The sequence below is a fragment of the Pseudomonas sp. D2002 genome (assembly GCF_013385735.1).
In the GTDB taxonomy this organism is placed as follows: Bacteria; Pseudomonadota; Gammaproteobacteria; order Pseudomonadales; family Pseudomonadaceae; genus Aquipseudomonas.
On sequence record NZ_JACAPL010000003.1, the window covers coordinates 498,957 to 515,353 of the forward strand.

At 60.2% G+C, this 16,397-nt stretch carries 18 protein-coding genes; 8 read left to right on the plus strand and 10 right to left on the minus strand.

What is annotated here, in order from left to right:
- Positions 1-93: 93 nt before the first annotated feature.
- The 7 genes from HX783_RS05605 to pdeM are packed head-to-tail and all read left to right on the plus strand — an operon-like array spanning position 94 to position 7,462.
- Positions 94-873 (plus strand): transporter substrate-binding domain-containing protein, encoded by a 780-nt coding sequence (locus HX783_RS05605; RefSeq protein WP_159954682.1) that lies wholly within the window; start codon positions 94-96, stop codon positions 871-873.
- A 59-nt stretch (positions 874-932) separates the two neighbouring features.
- The gene (locus HX783_RS05610; RefSeq protein WP_177016247.1) at positions 933-1,661 is read left to right on the plus strand and encodes an ABC transporter permease; all 729 of its coding nucleotides are present in this window, start codon (positions 933-935) and stop codon (positions 1,659-1,661) included.
- Positions 1,658-2,368 (plus strand): ABC transporter permease, encoded by a 711-nt coding sequence (locus HX783_RS05615; RefSeq protein WP_159954680.1) that lies wholly within the window; start codon positions 1,658-1,660, stop codon positions 2,366-2,368. The genes HX783_RS05610 and HX783_RS05615 overlap by 4 nt, the downstream gene beginning before the upstream one ends.
- 9 nt (positions 2,369-2,377) lie before the next feature.
- Complete coding sequence (locus HX783_RS05620; RefSeq protein WP_177016248.1) at positions 2,378-3,496, plus strand: succinylglutamate desuccinylase/aspartoacylase family protein; 1,119 nt, start codon at positions 2,378-2,380, stop codon at positions 3,494-3,496.
- Positions 3,497-3,509: 13 nt separating this feature from the next.
- Complete coding sequence (locus HX783_RS05625; RefSeq protein ID WP_159954678.1) at positions 3,510-4,274, plus strand: ABC transporter ATP-binding protein; 765 nt, start codon at positions 3,510-3,512, stop codon at positions 4,272-4,274.
- A gap of 57 nt (positions 4,275-4,331) precedes the next feature.
- The gene (locus HX783_RS05630) at positions 4,332-6,812 is read left to right on the plus strand and encodes a ligase-associated DNA damage response DEXH box helicase (RefSeq protein WP_177016646.1); all 2,481 of its coding nucleotides are present in this window, start codon (positions 4,332-4,334) and stop codon (positions 6,810-6,812) included.
- A complete protein-coding gene (pdeM, locus tag HX783_RS05635) occupies positions 6,812-7,462 on the plus strand; it encodes a ligase-associated DNA damage response endonuclease PdeM (RefSeq protein WP_177016249.1) in 651 nt (216 codons plus the stop codon). The genes HX783_RS05630 and pdeM overlap by 1 nt, the downstream gene beginning before the upstream one ends.
- A gap of 31 nt (positions 7,463-7,493) precedes the next feature.
- On the opposite strand, the gene HX783_RS05640 is transcribed toward pdeM, so the two are convergent.
- The gene (locus HX783_RS05640; RefSeq protein ID WP_083359791.1) at positions 7,494-7,691 is read right to left on the minus strand and encodes a hypothetical protein; all 198 of its coding nucleotides are present in this window, start codon (positions 7,689-7,691) and stop codon (positions 7,494-7,496) included.
- 107 nt (positions 7,692-7,798) lie between these two features.
- On the minus strand, positions 7,799-8,365 hold the full coding sequence (dcd, locus tag HX783_RS05645) for a dCTP deaminase (protein WP_003189215.1): 567 nt from the start codon (positions 8,363-8,365) through the stop codon (positions 7,799-7,801).
- A 389-nt stretch (positions 8,366-8,754) separates the two neighbouring features.
- Between dcd and HX783_RS05650 the strand changes: the two genes are divergently transcribed.
- Entirely contained in the window at positions 8,755-8,964 is a 210-nt protein-coding gene (locus tag HX783_RS05650) for a cold-shock protein (protein WP_002554837.1), read from the plus strand.
- Positions 8,965-9,193: 229 nt separating this feature from the next.
- On the opposite strand, the gene rpoS is transcribed toward HX783_RS05650, so the two are convergent.
- From rpoS to HX783_RS05690, 8 genes are all read right to left on the minus strand, one after another.
- Complete coding sequence (gene rpoS / locus HX783_RS05655) at positions 9,194-10,204, minus strand: RNA polymerase sigma factor RpoS (RefSeq protein WP_159954676.1); 1,011 nt, start codon at positions 10,202-10,204, stop codon at positions 9,194-9,196.
- A 106-nt stretch (positions 10,205-10,310) separates the two neighbouring features.
- Positions 10,311-11,153, minus strand: coding sequence for a peptidoglycan DD-metalloendopeptidase family protein (locus tag HX783_RS05660; protein ID WP_177016250.1), 843 nt, complete (start codon positions 11,151-11,153; stop codon positions 10,311-10,313).
- A 209-nt stretch (positions 11,154-11,362) separates the two neighbouring features.
- On the minus strand, positions 11,363-11,998 hold the full coding sequence (locus HX783_RS05665; protein WP_169850588.1) for a protein-L-isoaspartate(D-aspartate) O-methyltransferase: 636 nt from the start codon (positions 11,996-11,998) through the stop codon (positions 11,363-11,365).
- Positions 11,999-12,039: 41 nt separating this feature from the next.
- Complete coding sequence (gene surE / locus HX783_RS05670; protein ID WP_159954674.1) at positions 12,040-12,789, minus strand: 5'/3'-nucleotidase SurE; 750 nt, start codon at positions 12,787-12,789, stop codon at positions 12,040-12,042.
- Positions 12,777-13,835, minus strand: a complete 1,059-nt coding sequence (truD, locus tag HX783_RS05675; RefSeq protein WP_159954673.1) for a tRNA pseudouridine(13) synthase TruD — start codon at positions 13,833-13,835, stop codon at positions 12,777-12,779. Before truD ends, surE begins: the two co-directional genes overlap by 13 nt.
- Complete coding sequence (gene ispF, locus HX783_RS05680; RefSeq protein WP_012722614.1) at positions 13,832-14,305, minus strand: 2-C-methyl-D-erythritol 2,4-cyclodiphosphate synthase; 474 nt, start codon at positions 14,303-14,305, stop codon at positions 13,832-13,834. Before ispF ends, truD begins: the two co-directional genes overlap by 4 nt.
- A 54-nt stretch (positions 14,306-14,359) precedes the next feature.
- Positions 14,360-15,205 (minus strand): S-formylglutathione hydrolase, encoded by an 846-nt coding sequence (gene fghA / locus HX783_RS05685; RefSeq protein WP_159954672.1) that lies wholly within the window; start codon positions 15,203-15,205, stop codon positions 14,360-14,362.
- Between the two features lie 8 nt (positions 15,206-15,213).
- Positions 15,214-16,326 (minus strand): S-(hydroxymethyl)glutathione dehydrogenase/class III alcohol dehydrogenase, encoded by a 1,113-nt coding sequence (locus tag HX783_RS05690; protein WP_177016251.1) that lies wholly within the window; start codon positions 16,324-16,326, stop codon positions 15,214-15,216.
- Positions 16,327-16,397 lie beyond the last annotated feature (71 nt).

Genomic DNA, 16,397 nt, shown 5'->3' on the forward strand with positions numbered 1-16,397 from the left:
TGCAGAAATTGCTACTTGTGATCCGTCTGACACCGTTCAGTAACAGTCCTAAACGCGCCACAAGCGCTTATCTTGGTTTCCAGGGATTACATAATGAAAAAAGCATTGCTGACCCTTTCTGCACTGGCTCTGTGCATGGCTGCTGGTGTTGCTACAGCCAAGGAATACAAGGAATTGCGTTTTGGTGTCGATCCTTCCTACGCGCCGTTCGAATCCAAGGCCGCCGATGGCAGCCTGGTGGGCTTCGATATCGACCTGGGCAATGCGATCTGCGCCGAGCTGAAGGTCAAGTGCAAGTGGGTCGAAAGTGACTTCGACGGCATGATTCCAGGCCTGAACGCCAACAAGTTCGACGGCGTGATTTCCTCGATGACCGTGACCGAAGCCCGTGAAAAGGCGATCGACTTCTCCAGCGAGCTGTTCTCCGGCCCGACCTCCCTGGTGTTCAAAAAAGGCGCGAACTTCTCCACGCCTGAGTCCCTCAAGGGCAAGAGCGTGGGCTACGAGCAAGGCACTATCCAGGAAGCCTACGCCAAGGCCGTGCTGGACAAGGCCGGTGTGACCACCAAGGCTTACGCCAACCAGGACCAGGTGTACGCTGACCTGACTTCCGGCCGTCTCGACGCGTCGGTGCAGGACATGCTGCAAGCCGAACTGGGCTTTTTGAAGTCGCCGGCAGGCGCTGACTACGAAGTCAGCAAGGCCATCGACGACCCATTGCTGCCGTCGAAAACTGCGGTCGGTATCAAAAAAGGTAACAAAGACCTCAAGGCCTTGCTCGATAAAGGTATCAAAGCGTTACACGATGATGGCACCTACGCCACCATTCAGAAGAAACACTTCGGCGATCTGAACCTGTACAGCGGTAAATAACACCCTGGCGCCCACCTGTTTCAGGTGGGCGCTTTTTTATCGCCATAGGTCCTGAATTCATGTTTGAAGATCTTTTGCAAACCCTGGGGCTGAGTGCCTTCAGTTTGAAGGGGTTCGGCCCACTGTTGCTGCAAGGTACGTGGATGACCGTGAAACTGTCGGTCGCCTCCCTGGCTGTCAGCGTCCTGCTGGGCCTGCTCGGCGCCAGCGCGAAACTGTCCAGCGTCAGCCTGATCCGCATTCCCGCCCAGCTCTACACCACCTTGATTCGCGGCGTACCCGACCTGGTGCTGATGTTGCTGATTTTCTACAGCCTGCAAATCTGGCTGACCGGTTTTACCGACTTTATGGAATGGGACTACATCGAGATCGACCCATTCAGCGCCGGGGTTATCACCCTGGGCTTTATCTACGGTGCCTATTTCACCGAGACCTTTCGTGGCGCGATCCTCGCAGTGCCGCGTGGCCAGCTGGAAGCGGCGACCGCCTACGGGCTCACGCGCGGGCAGCGCTTTCGCTTCGTGACCTTCCCGCAGATGATGCGCTTTGCCCTGCCGGGCATCGGCAACAACTGGATGGTGATGCTCAAGGCCACGGCGCTGGTGTCGATCATCGGCCTGGCGGACCTGGTCAAGGCCGCTCAAGACGCGGGCAAGAGCACCTACCAGCTGTTTTACTTCCTGGTTATCGCCGCGTTGATCTACCTGCTGATCACCAGCGCGTCCAACGTCGTCCTGCGCTGGCTTGAGCGCCGCTACTCTGCCGGGTCCCGGGAGGCCGTGCGATGATCGAACTTCTGCAGCAATACTGGCGGCCCTTCCTTTATAGCGACGGCCAGCACATCACCGGGCTGGCGATGACTATGTGGCTGCTCAGCGCAGCGCTGGTGATTGGCTTCGTGGTCTCGATCCCGCTGTCCATCGCCCGGGTTTCGCGCAAGCGCTCCATTCGCTGGCCGGTGCAGTTCTACACCTACCTGTTTCGAGGCACACCGCTGTATATCCAGTTGCTGATTTGCTACACCGGGATCTACAGCATCGCGGCCGTGCGGGCGCAGCCGGTACTGGATGCGTTCTTTCGCGACGCGATGAACTGCACCATCCTCGCGTTCGCCCTGAACACCTGCGCCTACACCACCGAGATCTTCGCCGGAGCGATTCGCAGCATGGCCCATGGCGAAGTCGAAGCGGCCAAGGCCTACGGCTTAAGCGGCTGGAAGCTCTATGCCTACGTCATCATGCCGTCCGCCCTGCGCCGCTCGTTGCCGTACTACAGCAACGAAGTGATCCTGATGCTGCACTCGACCACGGTAGCGTTTACCGCGACGGTGCCGGATATTCTCAAGGTCGCCCGGGACGCCAACTCGGCCACCTACATGACCTTTCAATCCTTCGGCATCGCCGCGTTGATCTACCTGACCGTAACCTTTGCCCTGGTCGGTCTGTTTCGGTTGGCCGAGCGTCGCTGGCTGGCCTTCCTCGGGCCGAGTCACTAAGGAGTCGTGATGCGTCATCAGGTACATGATCTGATCGCGCCGGTGCCAGGCACGGCGCGGCAGATCCACAGTTTCCACTTCGGCCCGGAACAGGCCGAAGGCAAAATCTACATCCAGTCATCGCTGCATGCCGATGAACTGCCGGGCATGCTGGTGGCCTGGCACCTCAAGGTGCGCCTCGTCGAGTTGGCGGCTGCCGGCAGGCTGCGCAGCGAAATCGTGTTGGTGCCGATCGCCAACCCGGTGGGCCTGGAACAGGTGTTGATGGACATTCCGCTGGGCCGCTACGAGCTGGAAAGCGGGCAGAACTTCAATCGCCTGTTTGTCGACCTCAGCGAAGACGTCGGCAATCAGGTTGAAGACTTTTTGGGCGATGACCCCAAGCACAACGTCGAGCTGATTCGCGACGCCTTGAGTCTGGCCCTCGCCGCCCAAACCGCGGACACCCAGCTGCAATCCCAGCGCCTGGTATTGCAACGCCTGGCCTGCGATGCCGACATGGTGCTCGACCTGCATTGCGACTTCGAAGCCGTGGCGCACCTGTACACCACGCCCGAGGCCTGGCCGCAGGTGGAACCGTTGGCGCGCTATATCGGCTCGGAAGCCAACTTGCTCGCCACCGATTCGGGTGGGCAATCCTTTGATGAGTGCTTCACGCTGGTGTGGTGGCAGTTGCAGCAACGCTTCGGCGAGCGCTTCCCGATCCCCATGGGCAGCTTCTCGGTGACCGTCGAGTTGCGCGGCCAAGGCGACGTCAATCATGGCCTGGCCAGCCTCGACTGCCAGGCGATCATCGACTACCTGACACACTTCGGCGCGATTGCCGGCGACGCGGCGCCACTGCCCGAGCTGCCCTACCCGGCCACCCCGCTGGCGGGCGTGGAGCCGGTGACCACACCGGTCGGCGGCCTGCTGGTGTTCAGCGTGCTGCCGGGGGAATACCTGGAAGCCGGGCAACTGATCGCCGAAATCATCGACCCCATTACTGACCGCGTAACGCCTGTGCACTGCCAAAAGGCCGGCCTGCTTTACGCCCGTTCGCTGCGGCGCATGGCCACTGCCGGGATGGTGATCAGCCATGTCGCCGGCACCGAGGCCTATCGCAGCGGCTACCTACTTTCGCCTTGAGGATGCACGCCCCATGTACAAATTGACGGTTGAAGGCCTGCATAAAAGCTATGGCGACAATGAAGTGCTCAAAGGTGTTTCGCTCAAGGCCAAGACCGGTGACGTGATCAGCCTGATCGGCGCCAGCGGTTCCGGCAAAAGTACCTTTTTGCGCTGCATCAACTTTCTGGAAACCCCCAACGACGGCGCGATGACCCTCGACGGCCAGCCGATCCGCATGGTCAGCGACCGCCACGGCATGCGCGTGGCCGACGACGCCGAACTGCAACGCCTGCGCACGCGGCTGGCGATGGTGTTTCAGCACTTCAACCTGTGGAGCCACATGAGCGTGCTGGAAAACATCACCATGGCCCCGCGCCGGGTGCTGGGTTGCAGCAAGAAGGACGCCGAAGACCGCGCCCGTCGCTACCTGGACAAGGTGGGCTTGCCGGCGCGCGTGGCCGATCAATACCCGGCGTTCCTCTCCGGCGGCCAGCAGCAACGGGTGGCCATCGCCCGCGCCCTGGCGATGGAGCCGGAGGTAATGCTGTTCGACGAGCCGACCTCGGCCCTCGACCCGGAGCTGGTCGGTGAAGTGTTGAAGGTGATCCAGGGGCTGGCCGAGGAAGGCCGCACCATGATCATGGTCACCCACGAGATGAGCTTTGCGCGCAAGGTGTCGAGCCAGGTGCTGTTCCTGCACAAGGGCCTGGTGGAAGAACAAGGAAAGCCTGAGGACGTGCTGGGCAATCCGAAGAGCGAGCGCCTGCAGCAGTTCCTGAGCGGTAATTTGAAGTAAACCTTTGCGACGCCTGGAGGGTCTTTGAAAGAGAGCCTCCAGAGCGTCAGCCGCCGTATGGCAAAACCCCACGATTTCGCAAAACACTGGTTTGCCGCCAAGGGCTGGAAGCCGTTCGCCTTTCAGAAAGCGGTGTGGGCGGCGGTCAAGCAAGGCCACTCGGGCTTACTGCATGCCAGCACGGGCGCGGGTAAAACCTATGCGCTGTGGTTTGCCGCCCTCAATCGTTTCGCCATCACTCGCCCGCCCGCCACGGGTAAACGCAAGCCACCTGCTGAACCGCTGACTGTGCTGTGGATCACGCCCATGCGCGCACTTGCGGCCGACACTGCACGCGCCCTAGAAGCGCCGCTTGCGGCGTTGCAGGTTCCCTGGAGCGTCGGCCTGCGCACCGGCGACACCAGCAGCAGTGAACGCGCGCGCCAGAGCCGTCGCCAGCCGACGGCGCTGGTCACTACGCCGGAAAGCCTGACATTGATGCTGGCGCGGGCTGACAGCGAGACAAGCCTGGCGCACGTGCGCATGGTGATCGTGGATGAGTGGCACGAACTGATCGGCAATAAGCGTGGCGTGCAGCTGCAACTGGCGTTGGCGCGCTTGCGGCGCTGGCACCCGGAACTGATGGTGTGGGGGATTTCGGCGACGCTGGGTAATCAGGCTCACGCGCTGGAAGTGTTGGTCCCACAAGGCGGCGGGATCAATGTGCAGGGGCAAACGGCCAAAGCGTTACAGGTCGATACCTTGTTGCCGCCTACCACCGAGCGTTTTCCCTGGGCCGGGCATATCGGTTTGAAGATGTTGCCGCAGGTCGTCGCCGAAGTGCACTCCAGCAGCAGTTGCCTGGTGTTTACCAATACGCGCGCGCAGTCGGAAATCTGGTATCAGGCGTTGCTGGAGGCGCGCCCGGATTGGGCGGGCGTGATCGCCTTGCATCACGGCTCGCTGTCCCGCGAAACCCGCGACTGGGTGGAGCGCGCCTTGAAAGACGGCCAGCTCAAGGCCGTGGTGTGCACCTCCAGCCTGGATTTGGGCGTGGACTTCCTGCCGGTGGAGCGCGTGCTGCAAATCGGCTCGGCCAAAGGCGTGGCGCGCCTGATGCAGCGCGCCGGGCGCTCGGGCCATGCGCCGGGGCGGCCGTCGCGGGTAACGCTGGTGCCGACCCATAGCCTGGAGCTGGTGGAGGCCGCCGCCGCCCAGGATGCGATTGCGCAGCGGCGCATTGAAGCTCGCGAATCGCCTTACAAACCGCTGGATGTGCTCGTACAACATCTGGTGAGCATGGCCCTTGGCGGCGGGTTTACGCCCGACGCGCTGCTCGCCGAAGTACGCGGTGCCTGGGCTTATCGCGACCTCACGGACGCTGATTGGGCCTGGGCGCTGGGGTTTGTGCGCCATGGCGGGCTGTCGCTGACCGCCTACCCCGACTACCGTCGTGTGGAGCCCGATGAGCAAGGCGTCTGGCGCGTGCCGGATGCGCGCCTGGCGCGGCGCCATCGCATGAGCGTCGGCACCATCGTCAGCGATGCGAGTATCCAGCTGAAATTCTGGAGCAAGGGCGGCGGTGGCAAGAACCTGGGCAGTGTCGAAGAAGGTTTTATTGCGCGGCTCAAACCTGGCGATGGTTTCCTGTTTGCCGGGCGTTTACTGGAATTGGTGCGGGTAGAGAACATGACCGCCTATGTGCGCCGCAGCACCGCGAAAAAAGCCGCCGTGCCGCGCTGGAATGGCGGGCGCATGCCGCTTTCCAATGAGCTGGCACAGGCGGTGGTCGAGCGTTTTGATGCGGCGGCACACGGCCACTTCGATGGCCCGGAAATGCGCGCAGTGCAACCTTTGCTGCAAACCCAGTTGCGCTGGTCAGGCCTGCCGACGCGCACGCATTTGCTGGCCGAAGCGCTGAAGTCGCGGGAAGGATGGCACCTGTTTCTTTACCCGTTTACCGGGCGCCAGGTGCATCTGGGGCTGGCGAGTTTGCTGGCGTGGCGCGTCAGCCAAATGCAACCTGTGACCTTTTCGATTGCAGTGAATGATTACGGCCTGGAGCTGTTGAGTGCCACGCCGGTGGAGTGGCCTCTGTTGCTCAACGAAGCGCTGTTGAGTCCGGCCAACTTGCTGTTGGACGTGGCGCAGAGCCTGAATGCAGGTGAACTGGCCTTGCGCCGCTTTCGCGAAATCGCACGCATCGCCGGGCTGGTGTTTGCCGGTTATCCCGGCGCCCCCAAAAGCACACGCCAGGTGCAGGCTTCCAGCGGTTTGTTTTTTGAAGTGTTCAAGCAATACGACCCAGAGAACCTTTTGCTGACACAGGCCGGGGAAGAAGTCCTGCGTGACGAGTTGGATATTCGTCGGTTGGAAGCGACATTGCTCCACCTGTCGGCGCTGAAACTGGACTTGCATGTGATTGAGCGACCGACGCCACTGGCCTTCCCGCTGCTGGTTGAGCGGATGCGCGAGAGCATGAGTTCGGAGAAGCTCTCGGAGCGCATTGCGCGGATGGTCAAGGACCTGGAAAAAATCGCGGATAACGGGAAACGTTGATGGTGTGTTCGGTGACACTTGAGGGAGAAGAACTATGGCTGCTGGCGGAAAAGGCCGTGTACTGGCCCGCGCGCCGGTGCCTTTTGATTGCCGATGCACATTTTGGCAAGGCCTCGGCCTATCGCAGCCTGGGACAACCGGTTCCACAGGGCACCACCAGTGAAAACCTGCAGCGTCTGGACCGCTTGTTATCGGCTCTGCCGTGCGCCCAGGTGATCTTTCTCGGCGACTTCCTGCATGGCCCCGGCTCGCACGCCAGCGGCACCCTGAGCGCCTTGAGAGCCTGGCGTGAGCGCAATCACGAGTTGGCCCTGACGTTGATTCGCGGCAACCATGATAAGCGCGCGGGCGACCCGCCTGCCGACCTGGGGATTGAGGTTGTCACCGAACCCTTGCTGATGGGCCCGTTTGCGCTGCAACACGAGCCGGACGCACACGCCAGCCACCATGTGCTGGCGGGGCATGTGCATCCGGTGTATCGGTTACGCGGCAAGGGCCGGCAGAGTTTGCGCCTGCCCTGTTTTCAGCTTGGGCTGCGGGTCAGCCTGCTACCCGCATTTGGCGCCTTTACCGGTGGCTATGCGGTGGAGCAGAAGGATGATCAGCGGATCTACGTGATCGGCGATGAGGACGTCTGGCCAGTCCAGTAAAGGTCCGGCCAGACGTGCTGACACGCAACCGTCAAGCGACGGGTGCGGGTGGCGGCTCATCGGGAATTGTTGGCACACCGGGCTCGGTGGGCTGGGGGTAATCTTCGTCAGGTTGGCCAGGGATGCCGCCTGCATACGCAGGGTCGGCCATCAGGGACCAGGCCAAAACACCAATCTGGTTGGGTTCAAGCCGGGCGAGTTCGGCGCTGATTCGCGGGTCGATCTTCATAAAGTACTCCTCAAGCGTGGCTCGGCGCGTTTTGCACGCACCGAGGCAGTACACCCAATAGAGTCACTTCCCGCAGACTAATTCCCTTTACGTGTAAGACCTTTCGATCAAGCGCGTGGGAGTGTGACGCCGCGCTGGCCCTGATACTTGCCCGCGCGGTCTTTGTAGGACACTTCACAGGCCTCGTCGGACTGCAGGAACAGCATCTGTGCCACGCCTTCGTTGGCGTAGATCTTCGCCGGCAATGTGGTGGTGTTGGAGAACTCCAGGGTCACGTGGCCTTCCCATTCCGGCTCAAGCGGCGTCACGTTGACGATAATGCCGCAACGCGCGTAGGTGCTTTTACCCAGGCAAATGGTCAGTACGTCGCGGGGAATGCGGAAAAATTCCACGGTTCGCGCCAGGGCGAAAGAGTTTGGCGGGATGATGCACACGTCGCTCTTGACGTCGACGAAGCTCTTTTCGTCGAAGTTTTTCGGGTCGACAATCGCCGAATTGATATTGGTGAACACCTTGAACTCATCGGCGCAACGCACGTCGTAGCCGTAGCTGGACACACCGTACGAAATCACACGCTCATCGCCTTCGCCACGAATCTGGCGTTCAACGAACGGTTCGATCATGCCGTGTTCTTGCGCCATGCGGCGAATCCACTTGTCCGATTTGATGCTCATGGCGGGTGTCCTGAATAGCGAGGTGGAAAAATTCTGTTGGGCATCTTACCGGGGCCGGCCGTGGGGTTCAAAGGGCGCGGGGCTTTTCTTGACGAATGCACTGGCTGCTATAAGCCGCAGCCAGCGGGGCCGGGACTCATAGTGCAGCCGGCAGTGACTGTAAATACCACCGCCAGTCACGAAAATAGAGAAACCTTCGGAAATACCATTGGCACGTTCCGCAAAAAGGGTTAAGGTGGCGCCACTGTGCTGCTTGTGTCACTGAGAATCTCTACACGATATGTTGAATTTCGATCCAACCATCTCCAAGAATTTTTCCTGCTCTTTGCACTCAGTCTCGGCCAGGGCTTTTCCTGAGTCGCAGTTAACTTTGTCCAAGGAGATACACCATGTCTAATCGCCAAACTGGTACCGTTAAGTGGTTCAACGATGAAAAAGGCTTCGGCTTCATCACTCCACAATCCGGTGACGACCTGTTCGTTCACTTCAAAGCTATCCAATCCGACGGCTTCAAAAGCCTGAAAGAAGGCCAACAGGTTTCTTTCATCGCTACCCGCGGTCAGAAAGGCATGCAAGCTGAAGAAGTTCAAGTTATCTAACTTGTACTGACTTAGTCGAAAAAACCCCGCCCTTAAAAGCGGGGTTTTTTTATGCCTGATCGTTCCCACGCTCTGCGTGGGAATGCCTCGTGTGACGCTCTGCGTCACGCCGGGGGACGCAGAGCGTCCTTGGCTGCACTCCCACGCAGAGCGTGGGAACGATCAGTGCACAGCAAAACGCCCGGTGCACTCCCATGCACCGGGCGTTTTCATAGCTGCGTATAAGCCGTTACTGGAACAACGACTCGCTCGACAAGCCATTCTTCTCAAGGATCTCACGCAAGCGCTTGAGGCCCTCTACCTGGATCTGCCGCACCCGTTCACGGGTCAGGCCGATCTCCAGGCCTACATCCTCCAGCGTGCTGCTCTCATGGCCACGCAGGCCGAAGCGGCGAATCACCACTTCACGCTGCTTGTCCGTAAGCTCAGACAGCCACTGGTCAATGCTTTGGGAAAGATCATCGTCCTGCAACAGCTCACAAGGATCCGTCGGACGATCATCCGTCAGGGTGTCCAGCAGGGTTTTATCCGAATCCGGACCCAGCGAGACATCGACCGAAGACACGCGCTCGTTCAGGCCGAGCATGCGTTTTACCTCCCCTACCGGTTTCTCCAGCAGGTTGGCAATTTCTTCAGGCGAGGGTTCATGATCGAGTTTTTGGGTTAGCTCACGCGCCGCCCGCAGGTAGACGTTGAGCTCCTTGACCACATGGATCGGCAACCGGATCGTGCGGGTCTGATTCATGATCGCCCGTTCGATGGTCTGGCGAATCCACCAGGTGGCATAGGTTGAGAAGCGAAAGCCGCGCTCAGGGTCGAACTTCTCCACCGCCCGGATCAAGCCCAGGTTGCCCTCCTCGATCAGGTCCAACAGCGACAGGCCACGATTGACGTAGCGTCGGGCGATTTTCACCACCAGTCGCAGGTTGCTTTCAATCATGCGCTTGCGCCCAGCCGGATCGCCCTTTTGCGACAAACGCGCAAAATGGACTTCTTCTTCGGGAGTGAGCAGAGGGGAAAAGCCGATTTCATTGAGGTACAGCTGCGTGGCGTCGAGCGCCCGCGTGTAGTCAATGTACTTGTGTTGCTTTAACGCGGTGGAGTTCTTGGATTTGGTACGAACTGAAGGTGCAACAGACCCCTCATCATTCGACATCGATTCCTTTTCGGTGAGAATCTCCATTTCAAGGAGAACCTCATCGTCGATGTCAAACTCCGGCGCTTCTTTACTGAGAGCCATTGTTATAGTCCTTTGGTGAGTTCGACCTCAAGCTCAAGCGACGCCTTTATCCTTGGCAACGCTGGAGCCTGTTCCTTCTACGTGAGGGAACAGGCTGTGCAACACATCAACGACGGGGTAGGAATTGCAGCGGATCTACAGGCTTCCCTTGACGGCGAATCTCAAAGTGCAGTTTCACCCGGTCCGTACCCGTTGACCCCATTTCGGCAATTGTCTGTCCGACTTTGACCTGCTGCCCCTCCCGAACCAACAACCTGCGGTTATGACCGTAGGCACTGACGTAGGTATCGCTGTGTTTGATGATGACCAGCTCGCCGTAGCCCCGTAAACCACTCCCGGCGTACACCACTGTCCCATCAGACGCAGCTAAAACAGGCTGTCCCAAATCCCCGGCGATATCAATGCCTTTATTCAAACTACCGTTTGAAGAGAATTTTCCAATTAATACTCCGTTTGAAGGCCATCCCCAACCGGTCGGCGCAGGCCCTGCAGGCGGCAGCGGCGCGGGTGCCGGCTTGCTCGCAACCGTAGGCGTGGCGCTGCCTGCAGGCCGAGTGATGATCGTGGTTCTGCTCGAGGAGGAAGGCGAAGATCCGGAATTTGTCACAACTGCCGTAGGCGTAGAACCGGTGCGCCCATCGAAACGAATGGTTTGCCCCGGATGTATCGTGTATGGCACAGGAATGTTGTTGCGCGCTGCGAGCGCCTTGTAATCCCAGCCGTAGCGGAAGGCGATCGAGAACATCGTGTCCCCCTTTCGCACTACATATTGGCCGGTGGTGACCGTCGGTTTTTGCGGCACGGCGCTGGCCTTACTTCGGTCGACAACCCGCGCGCCACTGGAGGGAGAGCTGGAGCAACCCGCCAATAAGGAACTCAAGACAAGGCCAAGCACCAGTCGCTGAAAGCTTGTTTTACTCATACGCTGCGCAAGACCTGTGAGACTCACCCGCCGCTCCCTTTGTGGTGGCTGAACATGAACGCCTGTATCAGGCCTGAAATATGACGCAAGTATAACTGGGCATTGGACTTTTACCGGCACACGACTGAAACGAAAAATTCATCATGTTTAAGGCCGGCTTCTATTCATGTTGAATCAATAAGCCCCGCTGTAAGACACATCCCCACCAACAGAATTCACTGTTTGCGAACAAATGATCAGGCCAGCGGGCCATTAAGCAAGGGTACGAAGCGTACGGCGCCCAGCACATGCCGCGAAAAGCCTTCGTCCTCACGGATAATGAGCATCAATTGTTGCACTTCGCCGGAGCCCACCGGGATAACCAGACGCCCGCCAGGCGCCAGTTGATCGAGCAACGCTTGTGGTACGTCGGTCGCAACGGCCGTGACGATGATCCCGTTATACGGCGCCAGCGCTGGCCAGCCTTCCCAGCCATCGCCCCAACGGAACACCACGTTGCGCAGGTTCAATTCCACCAGGCGCTCTTTGGCACGGTCTTGCAGAACCTTGATGCGCTCTACCGAGAACACCCGCTCCACCAGTTGCGACAGCACGGCGGTCTGATAACCCGACCCGGTGCCGATCTCCAGCACCTTGTCCAAAGGCCCCGCCGCCAGCAGCAGCTCACTCATGCGCGCGACCATATAAGGCTGCGAGATGGTCTGGTTATGGCCGATGGGCAATGCGGTGTCTTCATAGGCGCGGTGCGCCAGCGCTTCATCGACGAACAGGTGGCGTGGTGTGCGCCGGATGACTTCCAGCACCTGAGCGTTGGACAGGCCTTCTTCGTACAGACGCTGAATCAATCGCTCGCGGGTACGCTGGGAGGTCATCCCGATGCCACGGCGCAGCAGGTCGTCTTGTTCACGCGCCATCAACGCAGCCCCTCGAGCCAGCCATCGAGACTACTGAAGGCATCACTGAAGGTGCGATCAAGCTGCAACGGGGTAATCGAAACATAACCTTGCATCACCGCATGAAAATCAGTGCCAGGGCCGCCATCTTCGGCGTCGCCCGCCGCCGCAATCCAATAACCTTCCTTGCCACGCGGGTCGACCACCTTTAATGGCGCCGCCGCACGGGCACGATGGCCCAGGCGTGTCAGCTGGATGCCGCGAATATGGTCCAGCGGCAAGTTGGGAATGTTCACGTTGAGCACGGTACGCGGCGGCAAGTCCAGGGAACCATGGGCCTCTACCAGCTTGCGCGCGAAATACGCCGCCGTCGCCAGGTTATCCAGTTGCCGCGAGGCAAACGAAAAAGCAAACGAGGTACGCCCCAGAAAACGGCCTTCAAGGGCCGCCGCCACGGTGCCGGAATACAACACGTCATCGCCCAGGTTGGCGCCCAGGTTGATGCCCGACACCACCAGGTCCGGCTCCTGGTCCAACAAGCTGTTGATCGCCAGGTGCACGCAATCGGTGGGGGTGCCGTTCACGCTGATAAAGCCATTGGCCAGAACCTGCGGGTGCAACGGACGGTCGAGCGTCAGCGAACTGCTGGCGCCGCTCTTGTCCTGGTCCGGGGCAACCACCACGCACTCGGCATAATCTTCCAGCGCAGCATAAAGCGCGGCAAGGCCAGGTGCGGTGGCACCGTCATCGTTTGATATCAGAATACGCATGGGTTGTCCGTCTGCCCCACCGGCACCAGATCAACAAGCTCGCGCACCAACACAGTGGCGAAGCATCCGGCCGGCAGGACGAATTCCAATTGCAGAATGTCCAGCGAGGGATAATGCCACGTCAACCCGCCAATGGGCAGTCGCAGAATGCGCCGTTCCTGGCTCATGCCGGCATTCACCAGCCAATCGCGCAGGTCGGCTTCGCTGGCGGCGACGGCTTGTTCCAGCGCGTGGGTTGCACCGGTGGCGGGCGAATCGCCCTCGCCCCACTGCGGCCCGGTTGGGTGCAGGTCCAGTATGGCCAGGCGCGGGTCGCTGCATTCAGCCTCCCCCGCGGGGAAGAAACTGCGGCTGTCGGTGAACGCCAACAGGTCGCCGACCTGGGCGCGCTGCCAGGAACCGTCTGCCACACGCGCCGCCAAGACTTTGTTGAACAAAAAGCTACGCGCGGTGGACAGCAGTCGCGAACGCACATTGCGCTGCTCCGGCAAGGCCTTGCGCGCCGCCCATTCACGCGCGTCCACCACGTTGCCACCGTTATGGCCGAAACGCTGCGCGCCGAAGTAATTGGGGATGCCATGCTGGGCAATCAGTTGCAACCGCGCGTCGATGGCAGCGGTGTCGCCGGCCAATTGGGTCAGGCGCAAGGTAAAACCGTTGGCTGAGTGCGCGCCGCGCTGCAGCTTACGCTTGTGACGGGCCATTTTGAGGATCTTGAGGGTGTCGTTTTCCGCACCGCTCATGTCCGGGTCGGCCTTGCCCGGCAGTTGTATGCTGAACCACTGGCGGGTCAACGCCTGGCGGTCCTTGAGCCCGGCATAACTGACGGTGCGCAACGGCACGCCGGCGGCCTTGGCGATACGCCGCGCGGCTTCTTCGGTATTCAGGCCACGTTTCTCTACCCACAACCACAGGTGCTCGCCGTCGCCGGTCAGCGGGATATCCAGCACTTCGTCGACCTGGAAATCTTCAGCCGTCGCTTTCAGGACCGCGCTGCCCAAGGCCTCGCCATAGGCCCGTGGGCCCAACAGTTGCAGGTCATTCATGCGCGCAGCAACAAGGCAACGGAGTGCACCGCGATGCCCTCTTCCCGGCCGGTAAACCCGAGCTTTTCGGTGGTGGTGGCTTTCACGTTGACTTGATCCAGTTCAATTTGCAGATCCGCGGCAATCAGTGCGCGCATCGATTCGATGTGCGGGGCCATTTTCGGCGCCTGGGCCACGATGGTGTTGTCGACGTTACCGACCTTCCAGCCTTTGGCGTGGATCAGGCCAACCACATGGCGCAGCAACACACGGCTGTCCGCACCCTTGAACGTAGGGTCGGTGTCCGGAAAGTGTTTGCCGATATCGCCCAACGCCGCCGCGCCGAGCAACGCATCGCTCAAGGCATGCAACACAACGTCGCCGTCGGAATGAGCCAGCAACCCATGGTGGTGTGCAATGCGCACGCCGCCCAAGGTGATGAAATCGCCTTCGGCGAAACGGTGCACATCATAGCCGTGGCCAATACGCATAAAAAAACGCCCCGATTTAATTCAGGGCGTGATTCTACCTACTTTTGCCTCACATTAACCGAGCAAAGCACGACCATGATGTCGCAAATGATCTTCGATGAAGCTGGCAATAAAGAAGTAGCTGTGGTCGTAGCCAGGTTGCAGGCGCAGTTCCAGCGGATGGTTGGCGGCCTTGGCTGCTTGCTGCAGGGCTTCGGGCTTGAGCTGCACGGCGAGAAAATCGTCGCGGTCGCCTTGATCCACCAGCAGTGGCAGCTTTTGCGAGGCTTCGCTGATCAGCACGCAGGCATCCCATTCGCGCCACTTCGAGCGCTCTTCGCCCAAGTAGCGGGAGAAGGCTTTCTGGCCCCACGGGCAATCCATCGGGTTGTTGATCGGCGAAAAGGCCGACACCGACTGGTAACGCCCCGGGTTGCGCAAGGCACACACCAACGCACCGTGGCCGCCCATGGAGTGACCGCTGATGCCGCGTTTATCCGATGCCGGGAAATGCGCCTCAACCAACGCAGGCAATTCCTGCACCACGTAGTCGTGCATCCGATAGTGCTTGGCCCAGGGCTCCTGCGTGGCGTTCAAGTAGAAGCCGGCACCCAGGCCGAAATCCCAAGCGTTGTCCGGGTCGCCGGGCACACCTGGCCCACGCGGGCTGGTGTCCGGCGCGACGATAATCAACCCCAGCTCGGCGGCCACGCGCTGCGCGCCGGCCTTCTGCATGAAGTTTTCATCGGTGCAGGTCAGCCCGGACAGCCAGTACACCACCGGCAGCTTGCCGCCCTGCTCCGCTTGCGGCGGCAGGTAGACGGCGAAGGTCATGTCGCAATCGAGCACATCGGAATGATGCTTGTAGCGTTTATGCCAGCCGCCGAAGCTCTTCTGGCAGGACAGGTTTTCCAGACTCATGGCCGACCTCAGAAGTGGATGACGGTACGAATGCTCTTGCCTTCATGCATCAGGTCAAACGCTTTGTTGATGTCTTCCAGGCCCATGGTGTGGGTGATGAACGTGTCCAGCGGGATCTCGCCGGTCTGGGCCATTTCCACGTAGCTTGGCAATTCGGTGCGGCCACGCACGCCACCGAACGCCGAACCACGCCAGACACGCCCGGTGACCAGCTGGAAGGGGCGAGTAGCGATTTCCTGGCCCGCACCGGCAACACCGATGATCACCGACTCGCCCCAACCCTTGTGGCAGCACTCGAGCGCGGCGCGCATCAATTGCACATTGCCGATGCACTCGAAGGAGAAGTCCACGCCGCCGTCGGTCAAGTCGACGATCACGTCCTGGATTGGGCGGTCGTAGTCTTTCGGGTTGATGCAGTCAGTGGCGCCCAGTTGCTTGGCGATTTCGAACTTGGCCGGGTTGATGTCGATGGCAATGATGCGCCCGGCCTTGGCCTTGACCGCACCGATGACGGCCGACAGGCCAATGCCGCCGAGGCCAAAGATGGCCACGGTGTCGCCCGGCTTGACCTTGGCAGTGTTGATCACCGCACCAATGCCCGTGGTGACACCACAACCCAGCAGGCAGACTTTTTCCAGCGGCGCTTCTTTAGGAATCTTGGCCACCGAAATTTCCGGCAGCACGGTGTATTCGGAGAAGGTCGAGGTGCCCATGTAGTGGAAAATCGGCTGGCCCTTGTAGGAGAAACGCGTGGTGCCGTCGGGCATCAAGCCTTTGCCCTGGGTGGAACGGATGGCCTGGCACAGGTTGGTCTTGCCCGACAGGCAGAATTTGCACTTGCCGCATTCCGGGGTGTACAGCGGGATCACGTGGTCGCCGATGGCCACCGACGTGACACCCTCGCCAATCGCCTCAACGACTGCACCGCCTTCATGACCAAGGATTGACGGGAAGATGCCTTCCGGGTCAGCGCCCGACAAGGTGTAGGCGTCGGTATGGCACACGCCGGACGCGACCACGCGCAACAGCACTTCGCCGGCCTTGGGCATGGCGACATCCACTTCAACGATCTCAAGGGGCTTTTTCGCTTCGAAGGCTACGGCGGCGCGGGACTTGATCATCCGGGTTTCTCCATGGAATTAAAAACTGAGGCGGTGAGTGTAAAACATGGCTCAGTGATTAATAATCCGGC

Bases quoted from the DNA above. Each gene is read 5' to 3' on its own strand.
- HX783_RS05605 (WP_159954682.1), top strand. From the start codon at position 94: ATGAAAAAAGCATTGCTGACCCTTTCTGCACTGGCTCTGTGCATGGCT.
- HX783_RS05610 (WP_177016247.1), top strand. From the start codon at position 933: ATGTTTGAAGATCTTTTGCAAACCCTGGGGCTGAGTGCCTTCAGTTTG.
- HX783_RS05615 (WP_159954680.1), top strand. From the start codon at position 1,658: ATGATCGAACTTCTGCAGCAATACTGGCGGCCCTTCCTTTATAGCGAC.
- HX783_RS05620 (WP_177016248.1), top strand. From the start codon at position 2,378: ATGCGTCATCAGGTACATGATCTGATCGCGCCGGTGCCAGGCACGGCG.
- HX783_RS05625 (WP_159954678.1), top strand. From the start codon at position 3,510: ATGTACAAATTGACGGTTGAAGGCCTGCATAAAAGCTATGGCGACAAT.
- HX783_RS05630 (WP_177016646.1), top strand. From the start codon at position 4,332: ATGGCAAAACCCCACGATTTCGCAAAACACTGGTTTGCCGCCAAGGGC.
- pdeM (WP_177016249.1), top strand. From the start codon at position 6,812: ATGGTGTGTTCGGTGACACTTGAGGGAGAAGAACTATGGCTGCTGGCG.
- HX783_RS05640 (WP_083359791.1), bottom strand. From the start codon at position 7,691: ATGAAGATCGACCCGCGAATCAGCGCCGAACTCGCCCGGCTTGAACCC.
- dcd (WP_003189215.1), bottom strand. From the start codon at position 8,365: ATGAGCATCAAATCGGACAAGTGGATTCGCCGCATGGCGCAAGAACAC.
- HX783_RS05650 (WP_002554837.1), top strand. From the start codon at position 8,755: ATGTCTAATCGCCAAACTGGTACCGTTAAGTGGTTCAACGATGAAAAA.
- rpoS (WP_159954676.1), bottom strand. From the start codon at position 10,204: ATGGCTCTCAGTAAAGAAGCGCCGGAGTTTGACATCGACGATGAGGTT.
- HX783_RS05665 (WP_169850588.1), bottom strand. From the start codon at position 11,998: ATGACCTCCCAGCGTACCCGCGAGCGATTGATTCAGCGTCTGTACGAA.
- surE (WP_159954674.1), bottom strand. From the start codon at position 12,789: ATGCGTATTCTGATATCAAACGATGACGGTGCCACCGCACCTGGCCTT.
- truD (WP_159954673.1), bottom strand. From the start codon at position 13,835: ATGAATGACCTGCAACTGTTGGGCCCACGGGCCTATGGCGAGGCCTTG.
- ispF (WP_012722614.1), bottom strand. From the start codon at position 14,305: ATGCGTATTGGCCACGGCTATGATGTGCACCGTTTCGCCGAAGGCGAT.
- fghA (WP_159954672.1), bottom strand. From the start codon at position 15,205: ATGAGTCTGGAAAACCTGTCCTGCCAGAAGAGCTTCGGCGGCTGGCAT.
- HX783_RS05690 (WP_177016251.1), bottom strand. From the start codon at position 16,326: ATGATCAAGTCCCGCGCCGCCGTAGCCTTCGAAGCGAAAAAGCCCCTT.